At 37.1% G+C, this 22,748-nt stretch carries 23 protein-coding genes; 13 read left to right on the plus strand and 10 right to left on the minus strand.

What is annotated here, in order from left to right; genetic code table 11:
• Positions 1 to 159 precede the first annotated feature (159 nt).
• Positions 160 to 765, plus strand: coding sequence for an alpha/beta hydrolase (locus ACWPVE_RS13075; RefSeq protein ID WP_453993997.1), 606 nt, complete (start codon positions 160 to 162; stop codon positions 763 to 765).
• Between the two features lie 160 nt (positions 766 to 925).
• On the opposite strand, the gene ACWPVE_RS13080 is transcribed toward ACWPVE_RS13075, so the two are convergent.
• Together ACWPVE_RS13080 and ACWPVE_RS13085 are read right to left on the minus strand one after the other, a co-directional pair.
• Positions 926 to 1,075, minus strand: coding sequence for a hypothetical protein (locus ACWPVE_RS13080; RefSeq protein ID WP_453993999.1), 150 nt, complete (start codon positions 1,073 to 1,075; stop codon positions 926 to 928).
• A 155-nt stretch (positions 1,076 to 1,230) separates the two neighbouring features.
• Positions 1,231 to 1,587, minus strand: a complete 357-nt coding sequence (locus tag ACWPVE_RS13085) for a gamma-type small acid-soluble spore protein (RefSeq protein ID WP_453994001.1) — start codon at positions 1,585 to 1,587, stop codon at positions 1,231 to 1,233.
• A 221-nt stretch (positions 1,588 to 1,808) separates the two neighbouring features.
• Here ACWPVE_RS13085 and ACWPVE_RS13090 point away from each other — a divergent pair, with 221 nt between their 5' ends.
• Positions 1,809 to 2,522: an ASCH domain-containing protein gene (locus ACWPVE_RS13090; protein ID WP_453994003.1), complete on the plus strand. Its 714-nt coding sequence runs from the start codon at positions 1,809 to 1,811 to the stop codon at positions 2,520 to 2,522.
• Positions 2,523 to 2,696: 174 nt separating this feature from the next.
• The gene (locus ACWPVE_RS13095) at positions 2,697 to 3,860 is read left to right on the plus strand and encodes a D-alanyl-D-alanine carboxypeptidase family protein (RefSeq protein ID WP_453994005.1); all 1,164 of its coding nucleotides are present in this window, start codon (positions 2,697 to 2,699) and stop codon (positions 3,858 to 3,860) included.
• A 38-nt stretch (positions 3,861 to 3,898) separates the two neighbouring features.
• On the opposite strand, the gene ACWPVE_RS13100 is transcribed toward ACWPVE_RS13095, so the two are convergent.
• The 4 genes from ACWPVE_RS13100 to ACWPVE_RS13115 form a co-directional block, all read right to left on the minus strand.
• Entirely contained in the window at positions 3,899 to 4,300 is a 402-nt protein-coding gene (locus tag ACWPVE_RS13100) for a GtrA family protein (RefSeq protein ID WP_453994007.1), read from the minus strand.
• Positions 4,272 to 5,294, minus strand: a complete 1,023-nt coding sequence (locus ACWPVE_RS13105; protein ID WP_453994009.1) for a glycosyltransferase family 2 protein — start codon at positions 5,292 to 5,294, stop codon at positions 4,272 to 4,274. The genes ACWPVE_RS13100 and ACWPVE_RS13105 overlap by 29 nt, the downstream gene beginning before the upstream one ends.
• Positions 5,295 to 5,711: 417 nt before the next feature.
• Positions 5,712 to 7,424 carry a DUF6044 family protein gene (locus ACWPVE_RS13110; protein WP_453994011.1) on the minus strand — a complete coding sequence of 571 codons (1,713 nt, stop codon included), beginning with the start codon at positions 7,422 to 7,424 and terminating at the stop codon, positions 5,712 to 5,714.
• Between the two features lie 270 nt (positions 7,425 to 7,694).
• Complete coding sequence (locus ACWPVE_RS13115) at positions 7,695 to 9,056, minus strand: S8 family peptidase (RefSeq protein ID WP_453994013.1); 1,362 nt, start codon at positions 9,054 to 9,056, stop codon at positions 7,695 to 7,697.
• A 275-nt stretch (positions 9,057 to 9,331) separates the two neighbouring features.
• Here ACWPVE_RS13115 and ACWPVE_RS13120 point away from each other — a divergent pair, with 275 nt between their 5' ends.
• The 4 genes from ACWPVE_RS13120 (at position 9,332) to ACWPVE_RS13135 (ending at position 13,833) form a co-directional block, all read left to right on the plus strand.
• On the plus strand, positions 9,332 to 10,816 hold the full coding sequence (locus ACWPVE_RS13120) for a spore germination protein (protein WP_453994015.1): 1,485 nt from the start codon (positions 9,332 to 9,334) through the stop codon (positions 10,814 to 10,816).
• Between the two features lie 17 nt (positions 10,817 to 10,833).
• Positions 10,834 to 11,922 carry a GerAB/ArcD/ProY family transporter gene (locus tag ACWPVE_RS13125; protein WP_453994017.1) on the plus strand — a complete coding sequence of 363 codons (1,089 nt, stop codon included), beginning with the start codon at positions 10,834 to 10,836 and terminating at the stop codon, positions 11,920 to 11,922.
• Positions 11,919 to 13,001: a Ger(x)C family spore germination protein gene (locus ACWPVE_RS13130; RefSeq protein ID WP_453994019.1), complete on the plus strand. Its 1,083-nt coding sequence runs from the start codon at positions 11,919 to 11,921 to the stop codon at positions 12,999 to 13,001. Before ACWPVE_RS13125 ends, ACWPVE_RS13130 begins: the two co-directional genes overlap by 4 nt.
• Before the next feature lie 67 nt (positions 13,002 to 13,068).
• On the plus strand, positions 13,069 to 13,833 hold the full coding sequence (locus ACWPVE_RS13135; protein WP_453994021.1) for a (S)-benzoin forming benzil reductase: 765 nt from the start codon (positions 13,069 to 13,071) through the stop codon (positions 13,831 to 13,833).
• Positions 13,834 to 13,987: 154 nt separating this feature from the next.
• Here the strand turns inward: ACWPVE_RS13135 and ACWPVE_RS13140 are convergent, their stop codons facing one another.
• Positions 13,988 to 14,968: an ABC transporter substrate-binding protein gene (locus ACWPVE_RS13140; RefSeq protein ID WP_453994022.1), complete on the minus strand. Its 981-nt coding sequence runs from the start codon at positions 14,966 to 14,968 to the stop codon at positions 13,988 to 13,990.
• A gap of 454 nt (positions 14,969 to 15,422) precedes the next feature.
• Between ACWPVE_RS13140 and ACWPVE_RS13145 the strand changes: the two genes are divergently transcribed.
• From ACWPVE_RS13145 to ACWPVE_RS13165, 5 genes are all read left to right on the plus strand, one after another.
• The gene (locus tag ACWPVE_RS13145) at positions 15,423 to 16,427 is read left to right on the plus strand and encodes a FecCD family ABC transporter permease (protein WP_453994024.1); all 1,005 of its coding nucleotides are present in this window, start codon (positions 15,423 to 15,425) and stop codon (positions 16,425 to 16,427) included.
• A complete protein-coding gene (locus ACWPVE_RS13150; RefSeq protein WP_453994026.1) occupies positions 16,424 to 17,482 on the plus strand; it encodes a FecCD family ABC transporter permease in 1,059 nt (352 codons plus the stop codon). The genes ACWPVE_RS13145 and ACWPVE_RS13150 overlap by 4 nt, the downstream gene beginning before the upstream one ends.
• A 50-nt stretch (positions 17,483 to 17,532) precedes the next feature.
• Positions 17,533 to 18,345 carry an ABC transporter ATP-binding protein gene (locus tag ACWPVE_RS13155; RefSeq protein ID WP_453994028.1) on the plus strand — a complete coding sequence of 271 codons (813 nt, stop codon included), beginning with the start codon at positions 17,533 to 17,535 and terminating at the stop codon, positions 18,343 to 18,345.
• A 157-nt stretch (positions 18,346 to 18,502) separates the two neighbouring features.
• Complete coding sequence (locus ACWPVE_RS13160; RefSeq protein ID WP_453994030.1) at positions 18,503 to 19,306, plus strand: iron reductase; 804 nt, start codon at positions 18,503 to 18,505, stop codon at positions 19,304 to 19,306.
• The gene (locus ACWPVE_RS13165; RefSeq protein WP_453994032.1) at positions 19,278 to 19,523 is read left to right on the plus strand and encodes a YusU family protein; all 246 of its coding nucleotides are present in this window, start codon (positions 19,278 to 19,280) and stop codon (positions 19,521 to 19,523) included. Before ACWPVE_RS13160 ends, ACWPVE_RS13165 begins: the two co-directional genes overlap by 29 nt.
• Before the next feature lie 101 nt (positions 19,524 to 19,624).
• Here the strand turns inward: ACWPVE_RS13165 and ACWPVE_RS13170 are convergent, their stop codons facing one another.
• The gene (locus tag ACWPVE_RS13170; RefSeq protein ID WP_453997526.1) at positions 19,625 to 19,960 is read right to left on the minus strand and encodes a spore coat protein; all 336 of its coding nucleotides are present in this window, start codon (positions 19,958 to 19,960) and stop codon (positions 19,625 to 19,627) included.
• Between the two features lie 63 nt (positions 19,961 to 20,023).
• Positions 20,024 to 20,335 (minus strand): hypothetical protein, encoded by a 312-nt coding sequence (locus ACWPVE_RS13175; protein ID WP_453994034.1) that lies wholly within the window; start codon positions 20,333 to 20,335, stop codon positions 20,024 to 20,026.
• Between the two features lie 213 nt (positions 20,336 to 20,548).
• Between ACWPVE_RS13175 and ACWPVE_RS13180 the strand changes: the two genes are divergently transcribed.
• The gene (locus ACWPVE_RS13180; protein ID WP_453994036.1) at positions 20,549 to 21,466 is read left to right on the plus strand and encodes a proline dehydrogenase family protein; all 918 of its coding nucleotides are present in this window, start codon (positions 20,549 to 20,551) and stop codon (positions 21,464 to 21,466) included.
• 1,112 nt (positions 21,467 to 22,578) lie between these two features.
• Here ACWPVE_RS13180 and ACWPVE_RS13185 read toward each other — a convergent pair.
• Positions 22,579 to 22,728 (minus strand): YuzL family protein, encoded by a 150-nt coding sequence (locus tag ACWPVE_RS13185; RefSeq protein ID WP_453994038.1) that lies wholly within the window; start codon positions 22,726 to 22,728, stop codon positions 22,579 to 22,581.
• Positions 22,729 to 22,748: the final 20 nt, after the last annotated feature.

Below are 22,748 nucleotides of genomic sequence, written 5' to 3' on the forward strand. Positions count from 1 at the left end.
GTATATAAAAGAATATGAGACTTGTCCACATTTTATGACCGCCAGTTTGACAAACAGTCATAATTATATTATCTTGAATTTAAGATAATATAAATTATTCTATTTTTTAACTATCGTTAAGAGATACAATTAGTGTCATTAATTTGGAGGGAATCATAAATGAAGCATATTTTCCATGAAGGTAAAGATAAAACAAAACCAACACTGCTGTTATTACACGGTACAGGTGGAACGGAGAGCGATTTATTGCCATTAGCTTCACATATAGATGAAGATGCGTCAGTGTTAAGTGTACGAGGAAATGTATCAGAGAACGGAATGCCGCGCTTCTTCCGACGCTTGGCTGAAGGTGTTTTTGATATTGAGGATCTAATCTTCCGAACAAATGAATTAAATGAATTTCTCAATGAAGCGGCAACAACCTATTCATTTGATCGTAAAAATATAGTTGCAATCGGTTATTCAAATGGAGCAAATATTGCAGGAAGTTTATTATTCCATTACAAAGATGCCTTAAAGGGCGCTATTCTTCACCATCCAATGGTACCAAGAAGAGGAATTGAATTACCGAATCTAACAGGTACTCCTGTCTTTATAGCAGCAGGCAAGAATGATCCAATATGCCCTGCACAAGAAACAATTGACCTTGCTGACCTTTTACAAAAGGCGAATGCTGATGTCGAAATCCATTGGGAAAACCATGGCCATATGCTAACTGGAACAGAAGTTGCGGCAGCAGCCCAATGGTATAAAATGCACTTTTAATATTATGGTAGTTGGATTGCGCTTTATATATTTGTTATAGCCGATAGTTTGAGGGAATCACGTTATAATATTGATAATTGCGCTATAGCAGATGAGAAGTGCGTCTTTGTTTGAATAACTAAAAATGGCCAAGGTGAAAGCAAACCTTGGCCATTTATCTTTATTTCTTCTTTTTCTTTTGCACATTTTGTTTTTCGGCTTTTACCTCTGTATATGAAGCAAATTCAACAAGTTCCTCGCTGATTCTATTTCCTTTTTTTACATTATTATTACGTTGCGCATTTGCGTTCCCAAGTTTCGTTCTACCCAACTCAATCATCTCCATTCTTACCTTTTCAATTGTAGTATGAGTAGTTTAATTCGTTTTATGTAAGAGAATGCAGTAGGAAAATTAGCCAAATAAATATAGAAGATTGTGTTAAAAATACCCCCAATATGTATGGGGGTATTCTCTACTAGAAGCAACTAGCGATTTTTGTTAGCTTGAGATTGTTGGTTCTGTTTGCGAACCTCTTCCACATTCGTTTCGCTAGCAAATTCCGTACTGAAAGGGGAACCAGATGAAGAAGAAGTGAATTGTTGTTGCCCAACAGATTGTTGGAGTTGCTGTGCAGACTGCTCTATCTGATTTAATTGTTGAGCAGCATTCAATTCACGTCCTGCAAATCCAGGGGCTGCCTGTTGCACCTGTGGAGAACTTTGTTGGAATTGTTGTGCATTCATTTGTTCCGTTTGTGCTAACTGCTTCGCAGTTTGTCTGATCTGATTTAAAGCGGCTTGAGCCTGTGCTGGCATTTGCTGATTGTTGTTTTTGTTTTGCATTTGGAACCCTCCCAGACGAATTTTTTGGATTTCTAGAGGGATAACTCCCCTCATAAATCCTTTCTTAATTTGTGTCAAAACGCACATCCTCATGTGTTGTAAAAAATACTAATTATGTGCGTCTAGCTTCACGTAAATTCTTTAAGGATGTTCCCTATTCTTTTTGTTTAATTATTTTTCTTCCCATTATATAATGCAAGTAGTGGGAAGAGGTGATTTGAATGAAACGAATCGACTTTTGGGGTCGAGATGAATATGACGAGAGACTGTTAGAAGAAGTATTACGAGGTGTGAAGACGGTCACCTGTACTCCAAAGGTTTGGTATGACCTACTACCAGACGAGGAAAAAAGTGAAAAAGGAGATATCCTCCAGGTTTTTACGAAGCGGAATGTGCACAAGGCAAATATCAAAATTACCGACTTTTATGAAATACGATTTGGTGAAATACAGGGTGAAATAGGAAACAAAATTGCAAAAGGCGAAAATTCTACACTGGATGAATTTATCGAGGAACATATTTTTAGTTGGGAAAAAGCCTTACAAAATGATGGGTATGAACTGAACGAAGATACCATCATCGTAGTGGAACATTTTGAGATCTTAGACATTTTTACAGATGTTAAAATAGATTTACACCTTGTCCCGATGTCAGAAGCGGAAAGTAGCAAGGTCCATGATTGGACAGATTTTGAATTGTTTGGATCACCCAGTGATTCTTTTTATTCCATCTATAGAGAGAAAGATTTTGTAGGATTTGTACGGTTTCGCTCAAATGAATTGGGCACCTGTATGTATTACAAAGTAAATCCAGCTTTTGAGGGGAAAATAGATGAAAAGGAACTCTTGTTTAAAGCAGAAACATATGCCAAAGAAAACCTATTGGCAACAAATTTAATTCATGAATGGGGTTCAATTTACACATATCATAAGTAAGTGAGGATTGACGTTTGTAAGAATATATACAAACGTCTTTTTTTTATGCCATCAGAAAAACACTTTGACAGACGTATACCTATATTAGAAAAAGCGAAGAGGGGACAGAAATTGTTCCCTCATTTTTATTGAGGAATACTAAGACTTAGGTTTGGTCCAAAGGGAGAGCATAGAATGAAACAACATAAAATGAAGTTAATTCTTATTCTACTCGTGACTTTTCTTTTTCCCATTCAAGCTTTTGCGGAAAATGATACACATATAGAATTGCCTACGGTAAATAGTGGGTCGGCTGTTCTACTAGATGCAAATACAGGAGCAATACTTTATGAGAAAAATAGTAAAATGAAAATGTATCCCGCTAGTTTAACGAAAATGGCAACTGCCATTTATGCGATCGAAACTGGAAACTTAGAAGATATTGTTACGGTAAGTGCCAATGCTTACGATGCTGGAGGTTCAAGTGTTTACTTGGAGGAAGGCGAGCAGATCACGTTAAAGCGACTTATCCAGGGTTTGCTGATTAATTCTGGTAATGATGCTGGGGTTGCCATTGCTGAGCACCTGGATGGAAACATGGAAGACTTTGCTGAATCAATAAATATGTTTTTAAATGAAAAGATTGGTACCGAACAGACCCATTTTTCAAATCCTCATGGTCTGTTTGATGAAGAACACTATACAACCGCATACGACCTTGCTTTGCTTACACAATATGCATTAAAAAATCCCACGTTTCGCGAGATTTTTGGAACGAAATCGTTAAAATGGGATGGTGAGAAATGGGATACAACCATTTATAATCATCATTTGTTAGTAAAAGGTGAGATACCATATGATGGAATCACTGGTGGAAAAACTGGTTTTGTTCAGGAGTCCCGTTACACACTTTCAACTTCAGCAGAACAGGGAGAAATGTCATTAATTGCAATTGTTCTAAAAGCAGAACAAAATGAAATTGCTTATGAAGATACCGTGGAATTATTAGATTACGGCTTTGAAAATTTTGTGATTAAGGAAGTATCAGATGAAAAGCCGTTTATAGGTGAGAAAAATGAAAGGTATCTTTTAGAAAAACCTCTCAAATACACAATAAAGAAAAACGAAGAAGTGCAAATTGAGTTATCTGACCAAGGTGTCCTACAAGTATTTGGAGAAGACGGTCGACATCTAGCAACAAAGAAACTCAAAAAGGACGTTCCAAAGGAAGCGATGAGCACCCGTACTGAAGTAAACTACAGTGATCCGAAAAAAAAGAGCTCAATTCCTGCAATTGTTGTAATCATAATCGCAGGCATAGGTCTATTCTACTTGCGGAAGAAAATTAAAAATAGATAGGTACTGGGACCAAGGGCTACATTCCTTGAGTCCCCTCATCAAAACACAAGATGTTTTTGTCCGAGATAATTTGTAATAGTATATAAGGCAGTCCCTAGTATGACTGCAACTTCGTTCGTATAAGTTGTGAAAAAGAAACTAGCTATGAATTTACTTATCGAAAAGGATAGAAAGTAGCAGCTTAGAATAACCCCAATGAATAACGGGATACTCTTCCCAAACGATGTATTGCTTTTAAACGTAAAACGTCTGTTTAAGACATAACTAACACTAGCGCCAATTGAATTCCCTAGAAACGTTGAAAACCAGTAAGAAAGACCAACCACATGTAAGAACAAGAAAATATTTGATAGACCAACAACCGTATTTAGGAGGCCAACCACTAAAAAACGGATAAACATGTTTGTTGGTCTAAGATAAAGAGTTGTAATCAATGACATATCCACCCTCTTCTGCAGCCTCAGGTTCTTCTTCTGGAACACCTAGATTATATGTATCAATGTCGACAATGAATTTTGGACGTCGCTTCGCTTCTTTGTAAATCTTTCCAATATATTCTCCGATAAACCCTAATGCAATTAACTGCAGTCCCCCAATTAACCAAATGGAGGTAATCATAGATGTCCATCCTGTTTGGGTTTGTCCACTAAATTTCAAGTAAAGAAAATACGCTCCAAAAAGTAAACTTACTAGGAAAGAAATAAACCCCATTAATGAGATGAGTCGAATAGGCGTAACACTAAATGATGTGATCCCATCCAGAGCAAACGAGAGCATTTTACGTAACGGGTATTTCGTTTCACCCGCCATTCGTTCTTTTCGATCATAATAAACCGAAGTAGACTGAAAGCCAACAAGGGGCACAATCCCTCGTAAAAAGAGATTACTTTCACCGAAATGCTCTAGTGATTCAACTGCCCTTTTACTCATTAACCGGAAATCGGCATGATTATAAACGAGATTGACACCCATAAGTTTCATTAATTTATAAAAACCTTGTGCGGAATGCTTTTTAAAGAAAGTATCAGTCTTTCGTTCTCTCCTCACACCATAGACAATATCATATCCTTCAGAGAATCGAATCAGAAATTCCCGAATCACATTAATATCGTCTTGTAAATCGGCATCAATAGAAACGAGACAATCTGACCTACTCCTAGCTGCAAATAACCCAGCAAGTAGTGCGTTTTGATGGCCAACATTGCGTGCAAGCTTAAGGCCTTTAATTTTACTGTCTTCAAGGCCACGTTTATAGATAATTGTCCATGTTTTATCTTTACTTCCATCATCGACAAATAGAAGCCTACTATTTTCTGAAATGAGTTTTTCGTCAATTAGACTATCCAAAAGAGATCTTAATTGCTTCATTGTTTCTGGAAGAACCTCTTCTTCATTGTAGCAAGGGACAACGATCGTAAGTATTGGTGCATTCATGATGAATCCCCCTTAAACATTTTTGAAAGTATTGTGAATCCCCTGAAGAACTTTTGATCTTACAGATGTTAAAAAGAGTTTGGACTTGTCACATTAAACACTGTGTATATGATGTTAGAATCCGATTTTGATTCTATACTTGAGTTAGTAGAGTTGGATACCCCTGTGATTCGGACCCGATCCATAAATTTCGTGTAATTTAAGTCAGAATCTGGGGGCGATCTGGACAAGTCCTAGTATATATACTGCCGTCTAGTCAGAAACCCCGTCTGATTTGGACAGAGTTAGTATAAATTCCGCACCCATAGCCCGAATCCCAGTTAGATTCAGTTATAACAAGTATTCTTTCCGCAAGAAACCAAGTCTGATCCAGCCCACGTATCTTATAATGCAGAGTTAGTCAGAAAATCACCTTGATTAATCTAAAGCTACTCGATACAAATAAATTCTCCATGCTGATTCTGATGAATCGAAAGTTTGTTCAAGTACAAGATTATTTTCAGAGGCATTTTTAATTGGTAGTGATGAAAAGATATATCGACCACCCATGTCATAAAATGCCTTTGTGTTGAGTTCCATATTCTTAATTTCTTTTTTCGAATTCTTTTTGAACATATAATGCTTACCAAGTTCATCTAAAAAGATGTAACACCGGCCACCCCATTCATCGAAATATTCTCGAAGCTTTTTATCTTTTTCCAGTTCCTTAGCAATGATTTCACGGAACTGATATTTGTAAGAAAGGGGATAAAAATTATTGTACGTATCGAGTGTGTAAAAACCATTGAATTGTGCAATAGCGGGATGAATCCCAATACTTGCAACACGGTAATTCTCTTGAGGCAAACCAATATAAGTTTGGATTTCCTCAAACTGTTTTTCTGCAAAGAATTGTTGAAAGGATGGCTTTTTTTTGTAGACAATTTCTTCGTTAAACGATGCCACGACAAGTAATTGTGCCGTTAAGAATAATAAGCTTGCACGCTTCCATCCGCTTCGATATTCCCATAAAATTTTTAACGAAATGGCAAATAGTACGTAGATGACCATTGGGCGTAAGAAATGGTATCTTGCAAAATTAAAGGTATTCAAAAAATGAAACCGTTCCGTTAATGGGAGCCATCCTTTATAAAACCAAAACGCATACCATATTGATAAGAGAGCATTTAAGATATGAAGGAAAATAAAGATTCTTTCTTGTTTCCATTGCTTCTTTATAAGTACAATGTTTAAGGCAATTAGTGTAACAGGTAAAATAACCAGTCCATGAACACTCATTACGTGTGTATGGCCTAACACATAATTTTTTAAGGAAAGTCGTAAAGAACGAAGGAAAGATAGACGGGCATGAAAATATTCGTCACGGCTATTTGGTTCATCCATAAAAAGAAATGAGTATACAAGTCTGTATTCGACGACCATAAAAATTAATGTGAAATAAAGAAGCGCCCATAAAAAGCGGAGGTTCCATCCCTTTCCACGTATTACGTCGACAATCCAAAGAATCCCCATTGCACTAATAAAAAAGAAAAAGCCAAGTACAATGCTTGCATAGAGTGGGAGTAACGTGAGCGTTAACCAGTTCACCCATGACCTCTCACCTGAACGGATATTAAGGAGAGCCCAAAGTGCAAGAGGCATCCCGAGCGTACTTAACATTCCTGATGGCCAAAAGGGCGTGAGGGCAAAAGCTAAAGAAACCCCGACTCGAATCCACGACCATTCATTTCGCGTAAGAAAATGCTTTTTTAGTAATAAATACATCCCTAGAAATGCGAAAATTCTTGTGATAAATTGACTTAATCCATAGGCAATCATGGGGGGAAGTAAGGCGTGGAGCCATACAATTCCACTAAATTCTGTACCAAATGCGCCTCTTTGGAGCTGACCGTTTATGATTTGGGGAATGGTCGCATCGACTGGCCCAAGCATTTGATTGCTCTTCGCAAGAACTTGATACCAAGCAATATTCGAATCCATATTGTCGTGAACTCGTAAATGAGCATTTTCTCCAAGAATAAAATATGGAGAAACAAAGAGGACGATGAGTAAAAGTGCAGCTATGATGAGACGATACTCACTTCGTTGTAGAGTTCCAGTATGTGACAATGTCCTTCCTCCAACTTCCATTTTCCCTTATTGCGCAGTAGTACCCTATTTCAGGGGGAACATCTGCGCATAATAGCCCATTAAAGGAACAAAGACTAAGAACGCACATCCGTGTGGAAAAAGTCTTTGTGACCTACCTGGTGTGGGCCTCAACTAACCATCAGTAGGGCATACCTAGCCTTACTAATGTTTTGCTCTATTGCCAATTCCATTTTTAGCCTTTCCGAAAAGTTAAAGATTATGAATAAGAAATAGAAAAAAGTGGGGATGCCCCACTTTTAACATTGCAAATTATTTCTTTTGTTCAGCTTGTTTTAAGGCTTGGACCATATCAATCAGTCCTTCTCCAAAATAGATGTCTTTCCCTACTTGGCCGAGATCCAGGCTAGTTCCTTTGATAATCTCCATAATTTCTTTGTTTGAAAGATTAGGATTAACAGAACGCATCAATGCTGCAAGGGCAGCAACATGTGGGGCTGCCATTGATGTACCAGATAAAGCTGCATATTGTTCATCAATATACGTGCTTGGGATTGTCACACCTGGTGCTGAAACATCGATATAATCTCCATAATTTGAAAAATTGGCCCTATCCCCATTTAAATCGACTGCAGCTACACTCAATACGTGAGGATACGCGGCGGGATAGCTAGGTTGACTAGAGTCATCGTTTCCAGATGCAGCAACCATGACAACATCATGACGATAGGCATAATCAACCGCTTGTTTTAACATCTTAGATCCTTTGTAATTACCGAGACTAAGGTTAATTACACTGGCGCCGTGGTCGGTTGCCCATATAATTCCTCGAGCAATGTCAAAGGTTGATCCGTATCCGTCCTCACCCATCACTTTAACGGGCATAATTGGGTTGTACCAAGTAATCCCAGCAGTTCCTTCATAATTATTTGTTTGAGAGGCAATGATACCAGCCACATGTGTACCATGGCCATTGTCATCATCTGGTATCCGATTGTCCTTTACAATGTTATATCCGTCTGTGATTCGATTGACTAGGTCAGGATGGTCGAGATCCACTCCAGTGTCAATAATAGCAATTTTAACTTTCTCTGAACCTTGTGTGATTCCCCAACCAATTTCGGACTCAATCATACGCAAATTCCATTGAAAATCATTGTATAAGAGGTCGTTTGGGTACTGCTGATTTTGCATCAGGATGTAATTAGGCTCAGCAAATTTCACATGTTTATTTTTTTCAAAATATGAAATAAGTTCTGGGGTCTTAAGAGTATTCGATTCAAAAATGTAAGAAGAATCGAGTTTCTTTAACAATTTCCCATCTATCTCTACTTCAAACTGTTTGATTTCATCTTGTGTTAATAGGTGTTTAAAATCAACGATGACTTGATGGTGATGATAATGGCTTTTATCCTTTCCATTATGGTCAATAACATCTATCTCTTCATGTTGGTCTAACTTTTTTTGGACGTTGTTATAAAGTTGAATTGAATCAACGTTCATGATTTGTGGAGATGCATCAATCTTTTCTTTGCCTATAGGATGATTGTTGTTAATAGTTGATGTTCTTGGCTTTGTTGGATCTCCATTATCAAAAAACGAAAAAGAAACGATAAGAGTTAGTCCAATTGCAATTGCTAACGCCACTGTAGCAATTCTCTTTTTATTCCACATTCCTTTCACCTCAAACATTCTTTTTCTTATTATCCTGCTGACTCGTCCGTTTCATGCTTTGATTTCATTCCAAAAATTTCAATGCAAATAGAAATTCGATGCATAATTTCCATACATTTCAAGGAATAACTAACAGAAAGGATTGCAGGTAAATGAGGAAAGTACTAAGTCAGTATAAGACTATTCCAACCTTCAGAAGAAGTAATGGCTTAGATAAAAGCTGATGGTATATGACGCTATTCAATAAAAAGTGTTCGAACAAAAGGGAGATAACTATGGCAAATTGGTTTAAAAAGGAATATAAAAAGCCTCGATTAACTGAGGAGGTTTATCAAACTTTCCGAAAGTCAGAAGATTTTATCTGTCAATTTAATAGTCATGCCATTCGTCCTTTTTGGTTTTGTTATCAGCGCAATATCATTGATACTAAGACCCTAAACGAACAGATTTTACCCTACTTACTCTATACCAAAATCTATTCCATACGGGAGCTTAAAGGGATTATTCCAAATAAAGAAATCGTCATTACAAATAAAGCAAAGGAAATAAAAGAAAAGCTTTTACAAGGCTGTATCATGATTCAATTTCACAAACATGATAGTTATTGTGCACTAATAGACGCTGTGAAGTTTGAAAAAAGATCGATAAGTGTACCTGAAGTGGAATTTAGTGTAAACGGTCCGAAAGAGGCTTTTGTTGAATCAATTGATACGAATCTAAATCTTATTCGAAGAAGATTGCCTGTTCCTGAACTTCGAGTTAAAGAATTAGTTGTCGGGAAATTAACTAGGACCAAAGTGGCTGTCCTGTACATCGAAGATATTGTGGAGAAAGAAAATGTACAAACGATCTTACAGCGAATAAATGATATTGAATTTGATCAGATTAATGACACTTCGTTTATCTCAGAGATTATTGTAGATAATCAAGAGTCTATCTTCCCGCAAGTTCTCGAAACAGAGCGCCCTGATCGTGTAGCATCTGTTCTAGTAGAAGGAAAGGTAGTGGTTCTCTCAGAGGGATCACCACAAGCAATTATTGCACCAACAACTTTGGTTGAATTTTTCTCTTCGTTTGAAGATTATTTTTTAAATTGGTACATTGCATCTTTTGTACGTATGCTTCGATTTTTTTCCGTTGTGTTTTCAATTTTAATCACACCGATCTATGTTGCCGTCCTTACCTATCATCACGAACTAATACCTAGAGATGTATTGGCAACCTTGGTTATTTCAAGGCGTGAGGTTCCTTTGCCACCTATCTTAGAAGCCTTGTTCTTAGAGTTAGTTATTGAGTTGTTGCGTGAGGCTGGGGCAAGGTTACCTGCGAAGGTTGGTCAAACGATCGGTATTGTGGGTGGTATCGTAATTGGAACGGCTTCTGTTGAAGCAGGTATCACGAGTAATGTTTTATTAATTATGATTGCACTAGCAGCACTAGCGTCGTTTACTACACCTATCTATTCAATGGGTAACACGATTCGTATCATCCGTTTTCCTTTTCTGATATTTGCACAGTTATGGGGATTATTAGGCATTGTTTTGTGTTTTTGTTTTCTATTAACTCATTTAATTCAACTAACATCTTTAGGTAGGCCATTTTTAGAGCCAATCTATCCTCTACGAATAGGGGACTTAAAGGATGCATTTATTCGTTTACCTTTTTCGAAGCTCGTAAAGCGTCCACTTTTAGTTCGTGCAGAAGATGAAACCCGTTTTAAACCGAAAAAAGCAAGGACCAAGAAAGATATTGATGAGTAGTGTAAGGAGTTGCAGACATGGAACGGATTAGAGAGCCCTTTTTAGTTTCTCCCTTTTTTGTTTTTTTCTTAATTCACTCCATGCAAGTGGGAGTAGGTGTACTTGGGTTTCAACGAATCATTGCCAAATCAGCGGGGCATGATAGTTGGATTTCGGTCATTTTAGCTGGTTTCCTAGTACATATCATTGTTTGGATGATGTACAAAATATTAGATGGCTCAAAAGGGGATCTCATCGAAGTTCATAAAGAGGTATTTGGAAAATGGATAGGTGGTTTTTTTAGTTTATTATTTAGTGTCTATCTTATTGGATTGGCGATTAATGTTTTGCGCACATATATTGAAGTGATTCAGGTTTGGATGTTCCCAGAGTTTAATGTATATGTGTTTAGTTTTTTTACCTTGTTGCTCACGTTCTATATTATAAATGGGGGCTTTAGAACGGTAACGGGCATAAGCTTTTTTAGTATTGTCCTGCCTCTTTATATTCTTTTAGTTGTCTTTTATCCTTTGGATTATGGAAATATACGGAATTTGATACCCGTTTTTAACCATCCTATCTCAGATATTCTTAAAGCCACAAAGGATATGAGTTTAAGTATCTTGGGATTTGAAGCACTCTTTCTGTTTTATCCATTTATAAAAAATCCATCGAAATCACAAAAATGGGCTCATCTTGGTGTCCTTGCTACTACTGTTTTATACGCCATCGTATCAATTACAGCAACCATGTTTTATAGTTCTAGTCAGATCGATAAAATCATCTGGGCGACTCTTTCAATGTTTAAAGTGGTAAGCATGCCTTTTGTGGAACGCTTTGAGTATATTGGAATCGCCTCTTGGTTTCTCGTAATACTTCCTAATATTTGCATTGCTGTTTGGGGAGCTAGTAGGGGAGTCAAAAGAGTCTTATCAATTCAACAAAGAAAAGGATTGATTTTCATTTTGGCTATAGTCTTAATTTCAAATGGTTTCGTTAAGACACGTCAGCAAATAAATATGCTTAATGAAATGATAGCGAGTATTGGATTTTATCTGATTGTCGTATATATTCCCATTCTTTTTATTATCACTCTAGTCGTTCGCAAACTGAGGGAGAAAAAATGAAAAAGCTTTTTATAGGTATTTCAATCACTGTTGTCATAGTCGTAACAATCATTTTTGGTAGTGTAAATACAGAAATTATTGATGAAGTAAATGTTGTGGCTGCAATTGGATTTGATCGGGCAGATGGGAAAAAGATTAAGGGAACAGCTGTCATCCCTGTTTACCTTTCAGATAAAAGTATTGAAAATGCTAGTTTTATGGGAGAGTCAGTATTAGCAAAGGAAATCATCAATGTTTTACAAAAACAATCGGCAGACCCATTGGTCACAGGTGGCTTACGTGTTGCACTATATGAAGATGAACTAGCGAAACAAGGAATCTTAAGGTATATCGATGCCCTTCAACGTGACTCTTCGATCGGTTCAAGACTTCATCTAGGTGTTGTGGAAGGAAAGACGAAGGACGTGTTAGTAAAGAATTTAGGAAACAGGGGTACAGGTGAATACCTTTCAACGATTATCGAACATGGCATTGAAAAACGGGATGTCCCTAAATCTGATCTTCACACATTTATGTATAGGCATTATATGGAAGGAATGGATCCCTATCTTCCTGTATTAAAATTGCTTGATGATAAAATGGAGATTGTGGGGCTGGCATTGTTTTCGACTGGAAAAATGGTTTCTAAACTTAATGATGAAAAATTGTTCTTTTTCAAAATGTTAGTGGAAAATTATGGTCAAGGATCATATACAATGCGATTAGACGGCACTGACGATTTCGTTTCAATCAAACGGATTAAAACGAAGAGAAAAATATTTGTTGAAGACCCACATGGGGAACCGAAAGTAAAGATAACAATTAAGTTTGAAGGAACGTTAAGTGAGTTTTCTGGACAAACGATATCCCCTGATATAATCAAACAAATCACGAAAGAACTTGAAACAATTATAAAAGATAAAACGGAAGAAATGTTTACGCATTTTCAAAAAGAAAATATTGATCCAGTTGGGATTGGATATACGGCTCGCCATTCAACACGAAATCTAGATTATGAAAAATTTAAGACAAAGTATCCCAATCTTAAAATAGAGGTTGATGCAAAAGTGTTGATACTTGAAACGGGTATTGTTGAATAAAAGACATTTTCCTTGCTTTCAGGGTCATAAACGTTGTTCAATAAGAGTAGATAAAAGTCTAATAGAGGTGTCTTATTTGAAATATTTTATTATTACGGGTACATCTAGGGGATTAGGAGAATCCATTGTGAAACAAGTAATGGACAAGAATAATACCTTATTCTGTATCTCAAGAAAGCAAAACAATGAATTGAAAGAATTGGCATTTGAAAAAGGCATCAATCTTTACTATTTTTCTTGTGACCTCCAGAGAGAAGATGAAATTGAAAAAGTGATGGAGCGTATTTTTTCATCAATTGACTTTTCAAATGCAGAGGGTATTTATTTGGTGAACAATGCAGGAATCATCGACCCAATTCAACCGATTGGAAAAGCTAGTCCTAAAGAATTGGCCGAGAATATCCATGTGAATTTAATCGCTCCAATGCTTTTAAGTACATATTTCATTCGTCACACGGCTTCATTTGCGACGAAAAAGGTAATCGTAAATATCTCATCAGGTGCTGCAAACCGAGCCAGACATGGATGGACTGCTTACTCAACATCTAAAGCAGGTCTCGATATGTTTACAAAATCCGTAGCCTTGGAGCAGGAAACAGCTGAGAACCCAGTCACAATGATCTCATTTTCACCTGGTGTTATGGATACAGATATGCAAGAAATTATCAGAAAAACAAAGAAAGAGGACTTCACAGAAGTTGAGCAATTCATTGAATTTAACGAAAAGGGAATGTTAAGATCACCTGACTTCGTTGCTGGAATCATACTCGATCTTATTTTTAACCAACCATTAAACAACGGGCATGTATATGATATTAAATCATTCGTATAGTGTGTCTTCCCTTCCTGAACACAGGAAGGTTTTTTAATTCCTTTAAAACAAACGTCACTCATTTTAAATAGCTGGCATGTTTCAGTTTCAAATAAGAATTAACTTTAAAGAGGAAGTAAAAAAAGCTCCCACTTAAAAGAGTGGAAGCGAGGGTTTATTTCGCTAAATACTTCTCAATATCGTCTAACATGAGGTTAGCTGCCAGTACTCCCCCAGCAGTATTCCAAATTGGGTCACTTACTTTATAAACATTTCCTTCTTTAACCGCATTTAATCCTTTCCATAACGGATTATTAATCCATTCTTCCTCAACCTTTGTTGCTTCACCATTTCCTGTTTCATAGGTGAAATAAAAGATAACATCGCCATCCATTAAAGGAATTTTCTCTTGGTCAACTTCACGTACAAATTGATCATTTTTGTCTTGAGCAAATAATTCAACCTGGTGTTCTGGACGCTGTAAGCCTAATTTATCAATGATTACACCTGAAAAGGAGTCCGTATAATAGATTCGAGTTCGCCCTTCCATGAAACGGACAATAGAAACCTGTGTATCTGTGTTAATTTTCTCTTTTATCTTATTTAAATGGTCCTCAAATTCGGCAAGAACTTTTTTTCCTTCATCCTCTTTATTAATTGCTTTTGAATAAAGGGTAAAGTTTTTTTGCCAATCTCCACGTAAATCTTCCGCAAAGACAGTTGGCGCAATGGCTTTTAATTGCTCGTAAATATTTTCTTGACGCATTTTGTTACCGATGATTAAATCTGGCTCTAGTGCAGCAATTGCTTCAATATTCACATTGCTTTCTTCACCAACAATCTCTACACCCTCCATTTGGTCTTCAATATGAGGATACCATGGGTCACCGATCCAAGATCGAACCGCACCAACAGGTTTAACTCCCATTGCTAACAAAGCCTCTGTGCCTTCATTGGTTAAGATAACAATTCTTTCAGGATTTTTACTGATGGTTGTTGATCCCATTGCATGTTCAACAGTATATGTATTTTCTCCTTCAGTGTTTGTAGCGTTGTTCCCTTTATCTGTATTATCTGCTGCTCCACAAGCTGTTAATAGAAGTGTAAATACAGTTAGTAAAAGGAGTCCTATATACGCCTTTTTCGTAAAGTTCATTTTGTAGCCTCCTGATAATTGAAAATGATTTTCATTTAACTTTGATGATAAATGGATTTATTTTGTAAGTCAATAGTAAATGAGAATGATTTTCATCTCGTTGACAAGCATTCTCAATTCCAATAGACTAGAAGAGAATTAAGTTAGTCCCTTTTTCACAGGTTTGTACTTATGTATAAGAAGGTATTTAAAATGCAAAGTATAACAAAATACACGCATTATTTAACATAAACAAGTTCAACGAAAGTCATACATGTTTTTCATAACAAGTGTAGCATAAGGTGCCACCCGAATCTTTTTCATTAGTCATTCTTCACGAAGAACGAAAGTTGACTTTTGTATGTCACATATGCCAGCACAGCAAAAATTTCAGCGTTAGGTATAGGATGTAGTTGATCTTAAATGGGATTTGGGGCGCCTTGCTCTTTTCTTATAAATCAAGGAGTTTATAATAATGGTTTTGAAATCAAAACAAGCTAAAGTTACAGGACTTATAATTGGAATCATAATGCTGCTTTTTTCGATGTGTGCAAGTATCGTTTATGGTTACACAGATACATCTTGGAAGATGGCATATGAAACGTTTACTACTTTTAATGGTTCCAATGAACATATTATTATTGAAACAATTCGACTACCACGTGCACTTATCGCTGCATCCGTAGGTGCAAGCTTGGGAATTGCAGGAGCCCTTATGCAAGCGTTAACGAAGAACCCTTTAGCATCACCTGGTATTTTTGGGGTCAATGCTGGAGCAGGATTTTTTATTGTCGCGGCTGTATCAATTTTCTCGATAAACTCTTTACAAGCCTTTACATGGGTTGCTTTTGTAGGTGCAGCTTTTGCTGCATTTCTTGTTTACTTTATTGGTTCACTTGGTAGAGAAGGCTTGACGCCAATGAAATTAACGTTGGCAGGAGCGGCAATGGCTGCTATGTTTTCTTCCTTTACACAAGGCTTACTCGTAATTGATGAGATGGCTCTTGATCAAGTTTTGTTCTGGCTTGCAGGCTCTATCCAAGGAAGAAAACTCGAAATGCTTACAAGTGTCCTTCCATATCTAGGAGTTGCATGGATCGCATCACTTTTATTAGCAAACAAAATCAATATCTTATCAATGGGAGAAGATGTTGCAAAAGGGTTAGGGCAACGAACAGGCACTGTAAAGCTATTAACAGCCATTACAATCATTCTACTAGCGGGGGGAGCAGTTGCAGTGGCAGGTCCAATTGGTTTTATCGGAATTGTCATTCCACATCTTGTCCGAGCGTTAGTTGGTAATGACCATCGCTGGATTCTCCCATTTTGCGGAATTCTTGGTGGAATCCTACTCCTAATAGCAGATATCTCAGCTCGATATATTGTCATGCCTGAAGAAGTGCCAGTAGGGGTTATGACCGCATTAATTGGAACACCTTTCTTTATTTATGTGGCGAGAAAGGGGTTTCGTAAAGCATGAAAAAATATAAATCTTTACGAATTGGGAAAAGTGGGGCAATTTCATTTTTAATAGATAAAAAAGCACTCTTAACTATTCTTATATTAATAGCAGTAGCCATCATTTTATTTTTAGTGAGTACAGGGTTAGGAGAAATGAAAATTGACCCTATTACAGTTGTAAAAACATTATTTGGGTATGGTACTCGAATGGAACAATTAGTTGTTACCTCATTTCGATTACCGCGAATTATCATTGCCTTCTTAGTAGGGATGGCGCTAGCAGCTGCAGGGAGTATACTACAAGGTATGATTCGAAATCCGCTTGCTTCACCAGATATATTAGGGATTACTGGTGGTGCGTCTGTAGCGGTTGTCGCTTTTTTAGCCGTTTTCTCAAATTCAAGCAATGCTTTAACAGTAAGTGTGAAATGGATGCCAGTTGCAGCCTTTCTTGGTGCAACAGTTATAGCGTTTTTAGTATATATATTAGCTTGGAAAAATGGTGTTACACCTATTCGCCTTGTTTTAATAGGGATTGGTGTTTCAGCCCTCACACAAGCTTTAACAACAACCTTTATGGTAATGGGACCTATATACCAAGCAAGTCAAGCAAATATTTGGATAACTGGAACTGTAAATGGGTCAACATGGGCAAATGTTCACATTTTAAGTCCTGTAGTTCTCATTTTATTAATTCTTTGTATTATGCTAGCACGAAATTTAAACATTCAGGAACTAGGTGAAGAGCTTGCAACTGGAGTTGGAAGTGCTGTTCAGAAACAAAGATTTATATTATTACTAGCAGCTACAGCATTAACGGGAAGTGCAGTTGCGTTTGCTGGTGGGATTGGATTTGTTGGCCTGATGGCTCCACATATGGCACGAAGATTGGTTGGCTCAGCTTTCGGTGCATTACTTCCAACGGCAGCCCTTTTAGGAGGTATTCTAGTAATGCTAGCTGATTTAATAGGCAGAACCGTATTTTCACCAATTGAAGTTCCAGCGGGGGTGTTTACCGCTGCAATTGGAGCACCATATTTTATATATTTACTTTATAAGAGTCGGAATAGTTAAATAGCCTTCTCGGATTTTAGAATAAAGTTATTGTGAGGGAGCGTTACTTGATGTATGCATTGGAGACCGAAAACTTAACATTGTCTTACGGAGATTCGATAATTATCGAGGACTTACAGCTTGAAATTCCAAAGGGAGAAATTACCGTCTTCATTGGTGGAAATGGTTGTGGAAAATCAACCCTATTGCGGTCATTAGCAAGATTACTCAAACCAAAGCAAGGATCCGTTCTCCTTGAAGGAAAGACAATTGCTAAACTTCCGACAAAAGAAGTGGCGAGACAGCTTGCAATCCTTCCACAAGGACCAACTGCACCAGAAGGTTTAACTGTCCTCCAGTTAGTCAAACAAGGTCGCTACCCTTACCAAAACTGGCTCAAGCAATGGACCGAAGAGGATGAAAAAATGGTCAATTATGCCCTAGAGGCTACGAATATGAAGGATTTTGCGGAGCGAACGGTTGATTCACTATCAGGTGGACAACGACAAAGAGCCTGGATTGCGATGACACTAGCACAGCAAACCGATATCATTTTACTTGATGAGCCAACAACCTATCTTGATATGACTCATCAAATTGAAATTCTCGATCTTTTATTTGAATTGAATGAGACAGAAAAGAGAACCATTGTCATGGTTTTACATGATTTAAATTTAGCTTGCCGTTACGCACACCATATCGTCGCGATTAAAAACAAACAAATCTATGGACAAGGCAAACCTGAATATGTTGTGAATAGTAGCCTTGTGGAGGATGTATTTGGCATGAAATGTGAAATCACTGTAGATCCATTGTTTGGTACACCTTTATGCATCCCACATGGAAAGGGAAGACGTATAAATTTTAAAAAGCAGAAGATCTGAATAAAGGTAAGAAAGTTCTGGCACAGACATACTTTTTCAAAACAAATTGGCATAAAAATAAAGTCAATGAATGACACATCTTGGGCCATGTCCTAGAGAAGTCTGTGAACGAATATCCCAAGGCGTATTTGATAAAAAATAAGGTAGGAGTATAACGATGTCAAACCTCCTTTTTGAAACAGAAATTGAAGAATTAAAGGAATTTCGCTTTAGTGATGAACAGATGCAATCAAGCCTCTCGAGTCCTGTGATAGAACTCTTTGAAGAAGAAAATTTGAGGCAATATTTGGAGACTGTTGAGAAACGGATTTCAGCACCAGATAAAAGAGTAGCTGCATCTATGTTCATGAAACGATATGGGTTTTTCGCGGTCTTAAATTTGTATGCAATGACGATTTTTAACAAGCGATTAAATGTGTCGTTGTCTAATATTTCATTAGAAACGAGCGACGAGGAGAATATTTGGTATTGGAATCCCAAGTTCTATTTTAATGATCTTCATACAGTGTCAGCACCAATCGATTCTCGCGATAAGTGGAGAGATGAAACAATTCGCGCTATCTTTCATCATATTTATGAGGTCTTAAATACTCTTTCAAATCATTCGAGACTATCCAAAAAAGTTCTTTGGGAAAACGTTGCGATTTATGTGTATTGGCTTTATGAATCAGTGTTGGCTAAACCAAAGTTTGATGATAAACGAGAAACAATTCTGGAAGACTTTGAGTATCTTATAAAGAAAGCAAAAGGAGAACAATTTGGCCCGATTGCATTCAACCCTTTATCCCGTTATTTTGGTGTAAGGGTATATCGACCTGAATACGACCAAAACATCCGAACAAGGAGTACATGTTGTCTTTACTATAAGACAACGACCACGGAAGAACGCTGCAAAACTTGTCCGATAAATTGCAAATTAGGAGTTCAAAAAGATGAATCAAAACATAAAAGAACAAGTTGATGGCTTATTAGAAAAGTACACAGAACTTTTACTTGGAGAAACTTCGCCTGATTTAAAGGAAAAAGTGAAACTCTGGTCTTTGTATATGCATATTTCTAAATCAATGCCACCACTTGCAAAACATTGGAATGAAACCTATCCAGAAGCGAAGGAGAGTTTAAAGGAAATAATCTCTGAAATTAAAATGTTAAATGAAGAACATCGTAAAAAGAGATGAAGCTAAAAAAAGCTTCATCTCTTTTTTGATGTCTAGCTTAAAATCAATAGGCATATTGACATCCCAATCTCCTTGAGAAAAGATCGGTGCAATCAGAATCCCTATTGAATCGTATTATGGTTTGGAAATTGTGTGGTGGTATAGTTATAAAACTGCTGTAATTTTTGTTGTACCTTTTGTGTATCCTCTTCTTCAAGTTTATACCAGCCATTTTTGAACATGAGATTATAGAGCTCTCTCTGGCAATCCTGTGTTTCATTAAAAATAGAACGGATATCCTCGTAAAGCCCTTCATGACTCATCTCGTTAAGTGCAGTACTGTATGCAGCTGTCATGTATTTTTCAGTTGCGAGCATGTCATTGATAAAATCACGATCATTCATTTGTGGTGTTTTTGGTACTGGCGTTTTAGGATTTTTTACCTGATTTTGGTTCATCTGTTGATTTTGATTCATTTGTTGGTTTTGGTTCATCTGTTGATTCATTTATGTAGCCTCCTTTTATTGCATTTGCTGGCCTTGGTTTTGATTCGGTTGTTGTGGCGCTTGGCCTGTATGCTTTTGCATATGTTCTAAAATTTGACGATAATGGCGCTCGTGCATTTGACACGCTTTTTCTAAGGCCTGTGAAATTTCAGGCATTTGGCATTGGCCAGCAAAAAAGTGCGCCTTTTTTAGTGCCAACAGATTCCAGGACATCATATCTGTTAGGTACAAGAGGTCCTTTGATGTGATAACATCTGGAGTTTCAGACATTTGTTTGCCAGGTGGTGTATAAAATGGTTGTTGTTGTAATTGCTGTTGTTGTTGCATATGAAAGCCTCCTTAATCTCTTATTCCATATTAGGTTTCCAACAAAACGTTTTTTGTATGCAAAGCATATAGTAATTACGTAGCAAGATTCCTATATGTATGTGTTCGGCAATTAACTTAATTAAGCGTATTCAATTATATGTAAACATGATAAAATAGGATTGCTAGATTAAGAGAAATTTCAGCTAGAGTGCGAAACGAGGGGGAATTGACGTGGAACACCTTTTACGTAACTTTTTTTTATTCTTATCAAAAAATAAAGCGCTTACAAATTTAGCTAGGAAATACGGTTTACGTTTTGGTGCCTCGAGATTTGTCGCAGGAGAAACTATTGATTTAGCTGTAAAAAAAATTAAAGAACTAAATGCAAAAGGTCTTGCAGTCACCATTGATTATTTAGGTGAATTTGTTGACAGTGTAGAAGAAGCAAACCTTATGGCTGACGGATCAATCGATGCTATAAAAGCTATCGGTAGAGAAAAATTAAATTCTCAACTTTCATTAAAAATGACTTCTATGGGTTTGGATATTTCAGAAGAAGTTGTTATGAATAATATGCGAAGAATTCTTGATGCAGCGAAAGAAAATAATGTCTTTGTCACAATCGATATGGAGGATTACTCTAGGTGTGGCAAAACAATCGAGATCTTCAAAACGCTTCGAAAAGAATATGATAACGTAGGAACTGTTATTCAAGCATATCTATATCGGACTGTAGAGGATATCGAAGATCTAAATGCCTATAATCCAAATCTTCGTCTTGTGAAGGGTGCCTATAAAGAATCTTCAGATGTAGCTTTTCCACAAAAAGAGGATGTGGATGAAAACTTTAAAAAAATCATTAAAATGCATTTATTGAATGGAAATTATACGGCAGTTGCTACACATGATGAAGCAATGATTCAGTATACAAAGGAATTGGTGAAAGAACATAACATAAGCAAAGACCAATTTGAATTTCAGATGCTTTACGGTATTCGAACAGAACGCCAAGAGGAGCTTGTGAAAGAAGGTTATACAATGCGGGTGTATGTTCCTTATGGGACAGATTGGTATGGCTACTTCATGCGCCGCCTTGCAGAAAGGCCAGCAAACGTTGCTTTCGTATTAAAAGGTGTTATTAGGAAGTAAGCTGATTAAAAAGATATGGTTATGGTAAATGTATGGTTTTGTTTAGTTTTTGCATACGATCTTCGTTGTTTTGAGGAGAATAATTTTTGAGACAATCCGCTTTAATTAGAAGAGGAAACTCCTTGAAAATAGTTGATGAAATCCTCTTCATTTGGGTTATGAAGGGGAAATCTCTCGAGAATAGTTGACGAAATCCTCTTCATCGACGTAATGAAGGGGATTTGTCGTGAGAAAAATCCAAGAAATCCTTTTCATTTTGTTCATGAAGAGGAAACCTCTCGAGAATAGTTGACGAAATCCCCTTCATCGATGTAATGAAGGGGATTTGTCGTGAGAAAAATTCAAGAAATCCTTTTCATTTGGTTCATGAAGAGGAACCTCCTCGAGAATAGTTGCCGAAATCCCCTTCATCGATGTAATGAAGGGGATTTGTCGTGACAAAAATCCAAGAAATCCTTTTCATTTGGTTCATGAAGGGAAATCTCTCGAGAATAGTTGACGAAATCCTCTTCATCGACGTAATGAAGGGGATTTGTCGTGAGAAAAAGCAAAGAAATCCTTTTCATTTGGATCATGAAGGGGAAACTCCTCGAGAATAGTTGATGAAATCCCCTTCATCGACGTAATGAAGGGGATTTGTCGTGAGAAAAATCCAAGAAGTCCTCTTCATTTGGTTCATGAAGGGGAAACCTCTCGAGAATAGTTGATGAAATCCCCTTCATCGATGTAATGAAGGGGATTTGTCGTGAGAAAAAGCAAAGAAATCCTTTTCATTTGGTTCATGAAGAGGAACCACCTCGAGAATAGTTGACAAAATCCTCTTCATCGACGTATTGAAGGGGATTTGTCGTGAGAAAAATCCAAGAAATCCTTTTCATTTGCTTCATGAAGAGGAAACTCCTCGAGAATAGTTGACGAAATCCCCTTCATCGATATAATGAAGGGGATTTGTCGTGAGAAAAATCATCGAAATATTCGCTCCTAGAAAAGGGAGCGAAATCATCGACCATTGCTATCATTAGGAAGAGAGTTTCATTAAGCTTATGAAGCACTCCTGGAGGTTAATATCACTCCAAGAATCTAACATGAAAATACAGATTTACTCGATACCGTTATTCCTCGTCGCCTGTATTATGTGCTCCGTACTGTTGGTTTGTGGATCCTGTTTTTCCGCTTCTTGCTCTTGTATCAGGACCAGCATTTCCTTTTACACTTGCTGCACTTACTGCACGTTTTGATGGGTTCTTATCAACTTTTGCCATTTGACTGTCACCTCCATTTC

This window comes from Bacillus nitroreducens (genome assembly GCF_964021195.1).

Excerpts from the sequence above, each read along its gene's own strand:
- ACWPVE_RS13075 (WP_453993997.1), top strand. The coding sequence starts at position 160 with ATGAAGCATATTTTCCATGAAGGTAAAGATAAAACAAAACCAACACTG.
- ACWPVE_RS13085 (WP_453994001.1), bottom strand. The coding sequence starts at position 1,587 with ATGCAAAACAAAAACAACAATCAGCAAATGCCAGCACAGGCTCAAGCC.
- ACWPVE_RS13090 (WP_453994003.1), top strand. The coding sequence starts at position 1,809 with ATGAAACGAATCGACTTTTGGGGTCGAGATGAATATGACGAGAGACTG.
- ACWPVE_RS13095 (WP_453994005.1), top strand. The coding sequence starts at position 2,697 with ATGAAACAACATAAAATGAAGTTAATTCTTATTCTACTCGTGACTTTT.
- ACWPVE_RS13100 (WP_453994007.1), bottom strand. The coding sequence starts at position 4,300 with ATGTCATTGATTACAACTCTTTATCTTAGACCAACAAACATGTTTATC.
- ACWPVE_RS13105 (WP_453994009.1), bottom strand. The coding sequence starts at position 5,294 with ATGAATGCACCAATACTTACGATCGTTGTCCCTTGCTACAATGAAGAA.
- ACWPVE_RS13110 (WP_453994011.1), bottom strand. The coding sequence starts at position 7,424 with ATGGAAGTTGGAGGAAGGACATTGTCACATACTGGAACTCTACAACGA.
- ACWPVE_RS13115 (WP_453994013.1), bottom strand. The coding sequence starts at position 9,056 with ATGTGGAATAAAAAGAGAATTGCTACAGTGGCGTTAGCAATTGCAATT.
- ACWPVE_RS13120 (WP_453994015.1), top strand. The coding sequence starts at position 9,332 with ATGGCAAATTGGTTTAAAAAGGAATATAAAAAGCCTCGATTAACTGAG.
- ACWPVE_RS13125 (WP_453994017.1), top strand. The coding sequence starts at position 10,834 with ATGGAACGGATTAGAGAGCCCTTTTTAGTTTCTCCCTTTTTTGTTTTT.
- ACWPVE_RS13130 (WP_453994019.1), top strand. The coding sequence starts at position 11,919 with ATGAAAAAGCTTTTTATAGGTATTTCAATCACTGTTGTCATAGTCGTA.
- ACWPVE_RS13140 (WP_453994022.1), bottom strand. The coding sequence starts at position 14,968 with ATGAACTTTACGAAAAAGGCGTATATAGGACTCCTTTTACTAACTGTA.
- ACWPVE_RS13145 (WP_453994024.1), top strand. The coding sequence starts at position 15,423 with ATGGTTTTGAAATCAAAACAAGCTAAAGTTACAGGACTTATAATTGGA.
- ACWPVE_RS13150 (WP_453994026.1), top strand. The coding sequence starts at position 16,424 with ATGAAAAAATATAAATCTTTACGAATTGGGAAAAGTGGGGCAATTTCA.
- ACWPVE_RS13155 (WP_453994028.1), top strand. The coding sequence starts at position 17,533 with ATGTATGCATTGGAGACCGAAAACTTAACATTGTCTTACGGAGATTCG.
- ACWPVE_RS13160 (WP_453994030.1), top strand. The coding sequence starts at position 18,503 with ATGTCAAACCTCCTTTTTGAAACAGAAATTGAAGAATTAAAGGAATTT.
- ACWPVE_RS13165 (WP_453994032.1), top strand. The coding sequence starts at position 19,278 with ATGAATCAAAACATAAAAGAACAAGTTGATGGCTTATTAGAAAAGTAC.
- ACWPVE_RS13170 (WP_453997526.1), bottom strand. The coding sequence starts at position 19,960 with ATGAACCAAAATCAGGTAAAAAATCCTAAAACGCCAGTACCAAAAACA.
- ACWPVE_RS13175 (WP_453994034.1), bottom strand. The coding sequence starts at position 20,335 with ATGCAACAACAACAGCAATTACAACAACAACCATTTTATACACCACCT.
- ACWPVE_RS13185 (WP_453994038.1), bottom strand. The coding sequence starts at position 22,728 with ATGGCAAAAGTTGATAAGAACCCATCAAAACGTGCAGTAAGTGCAGCA.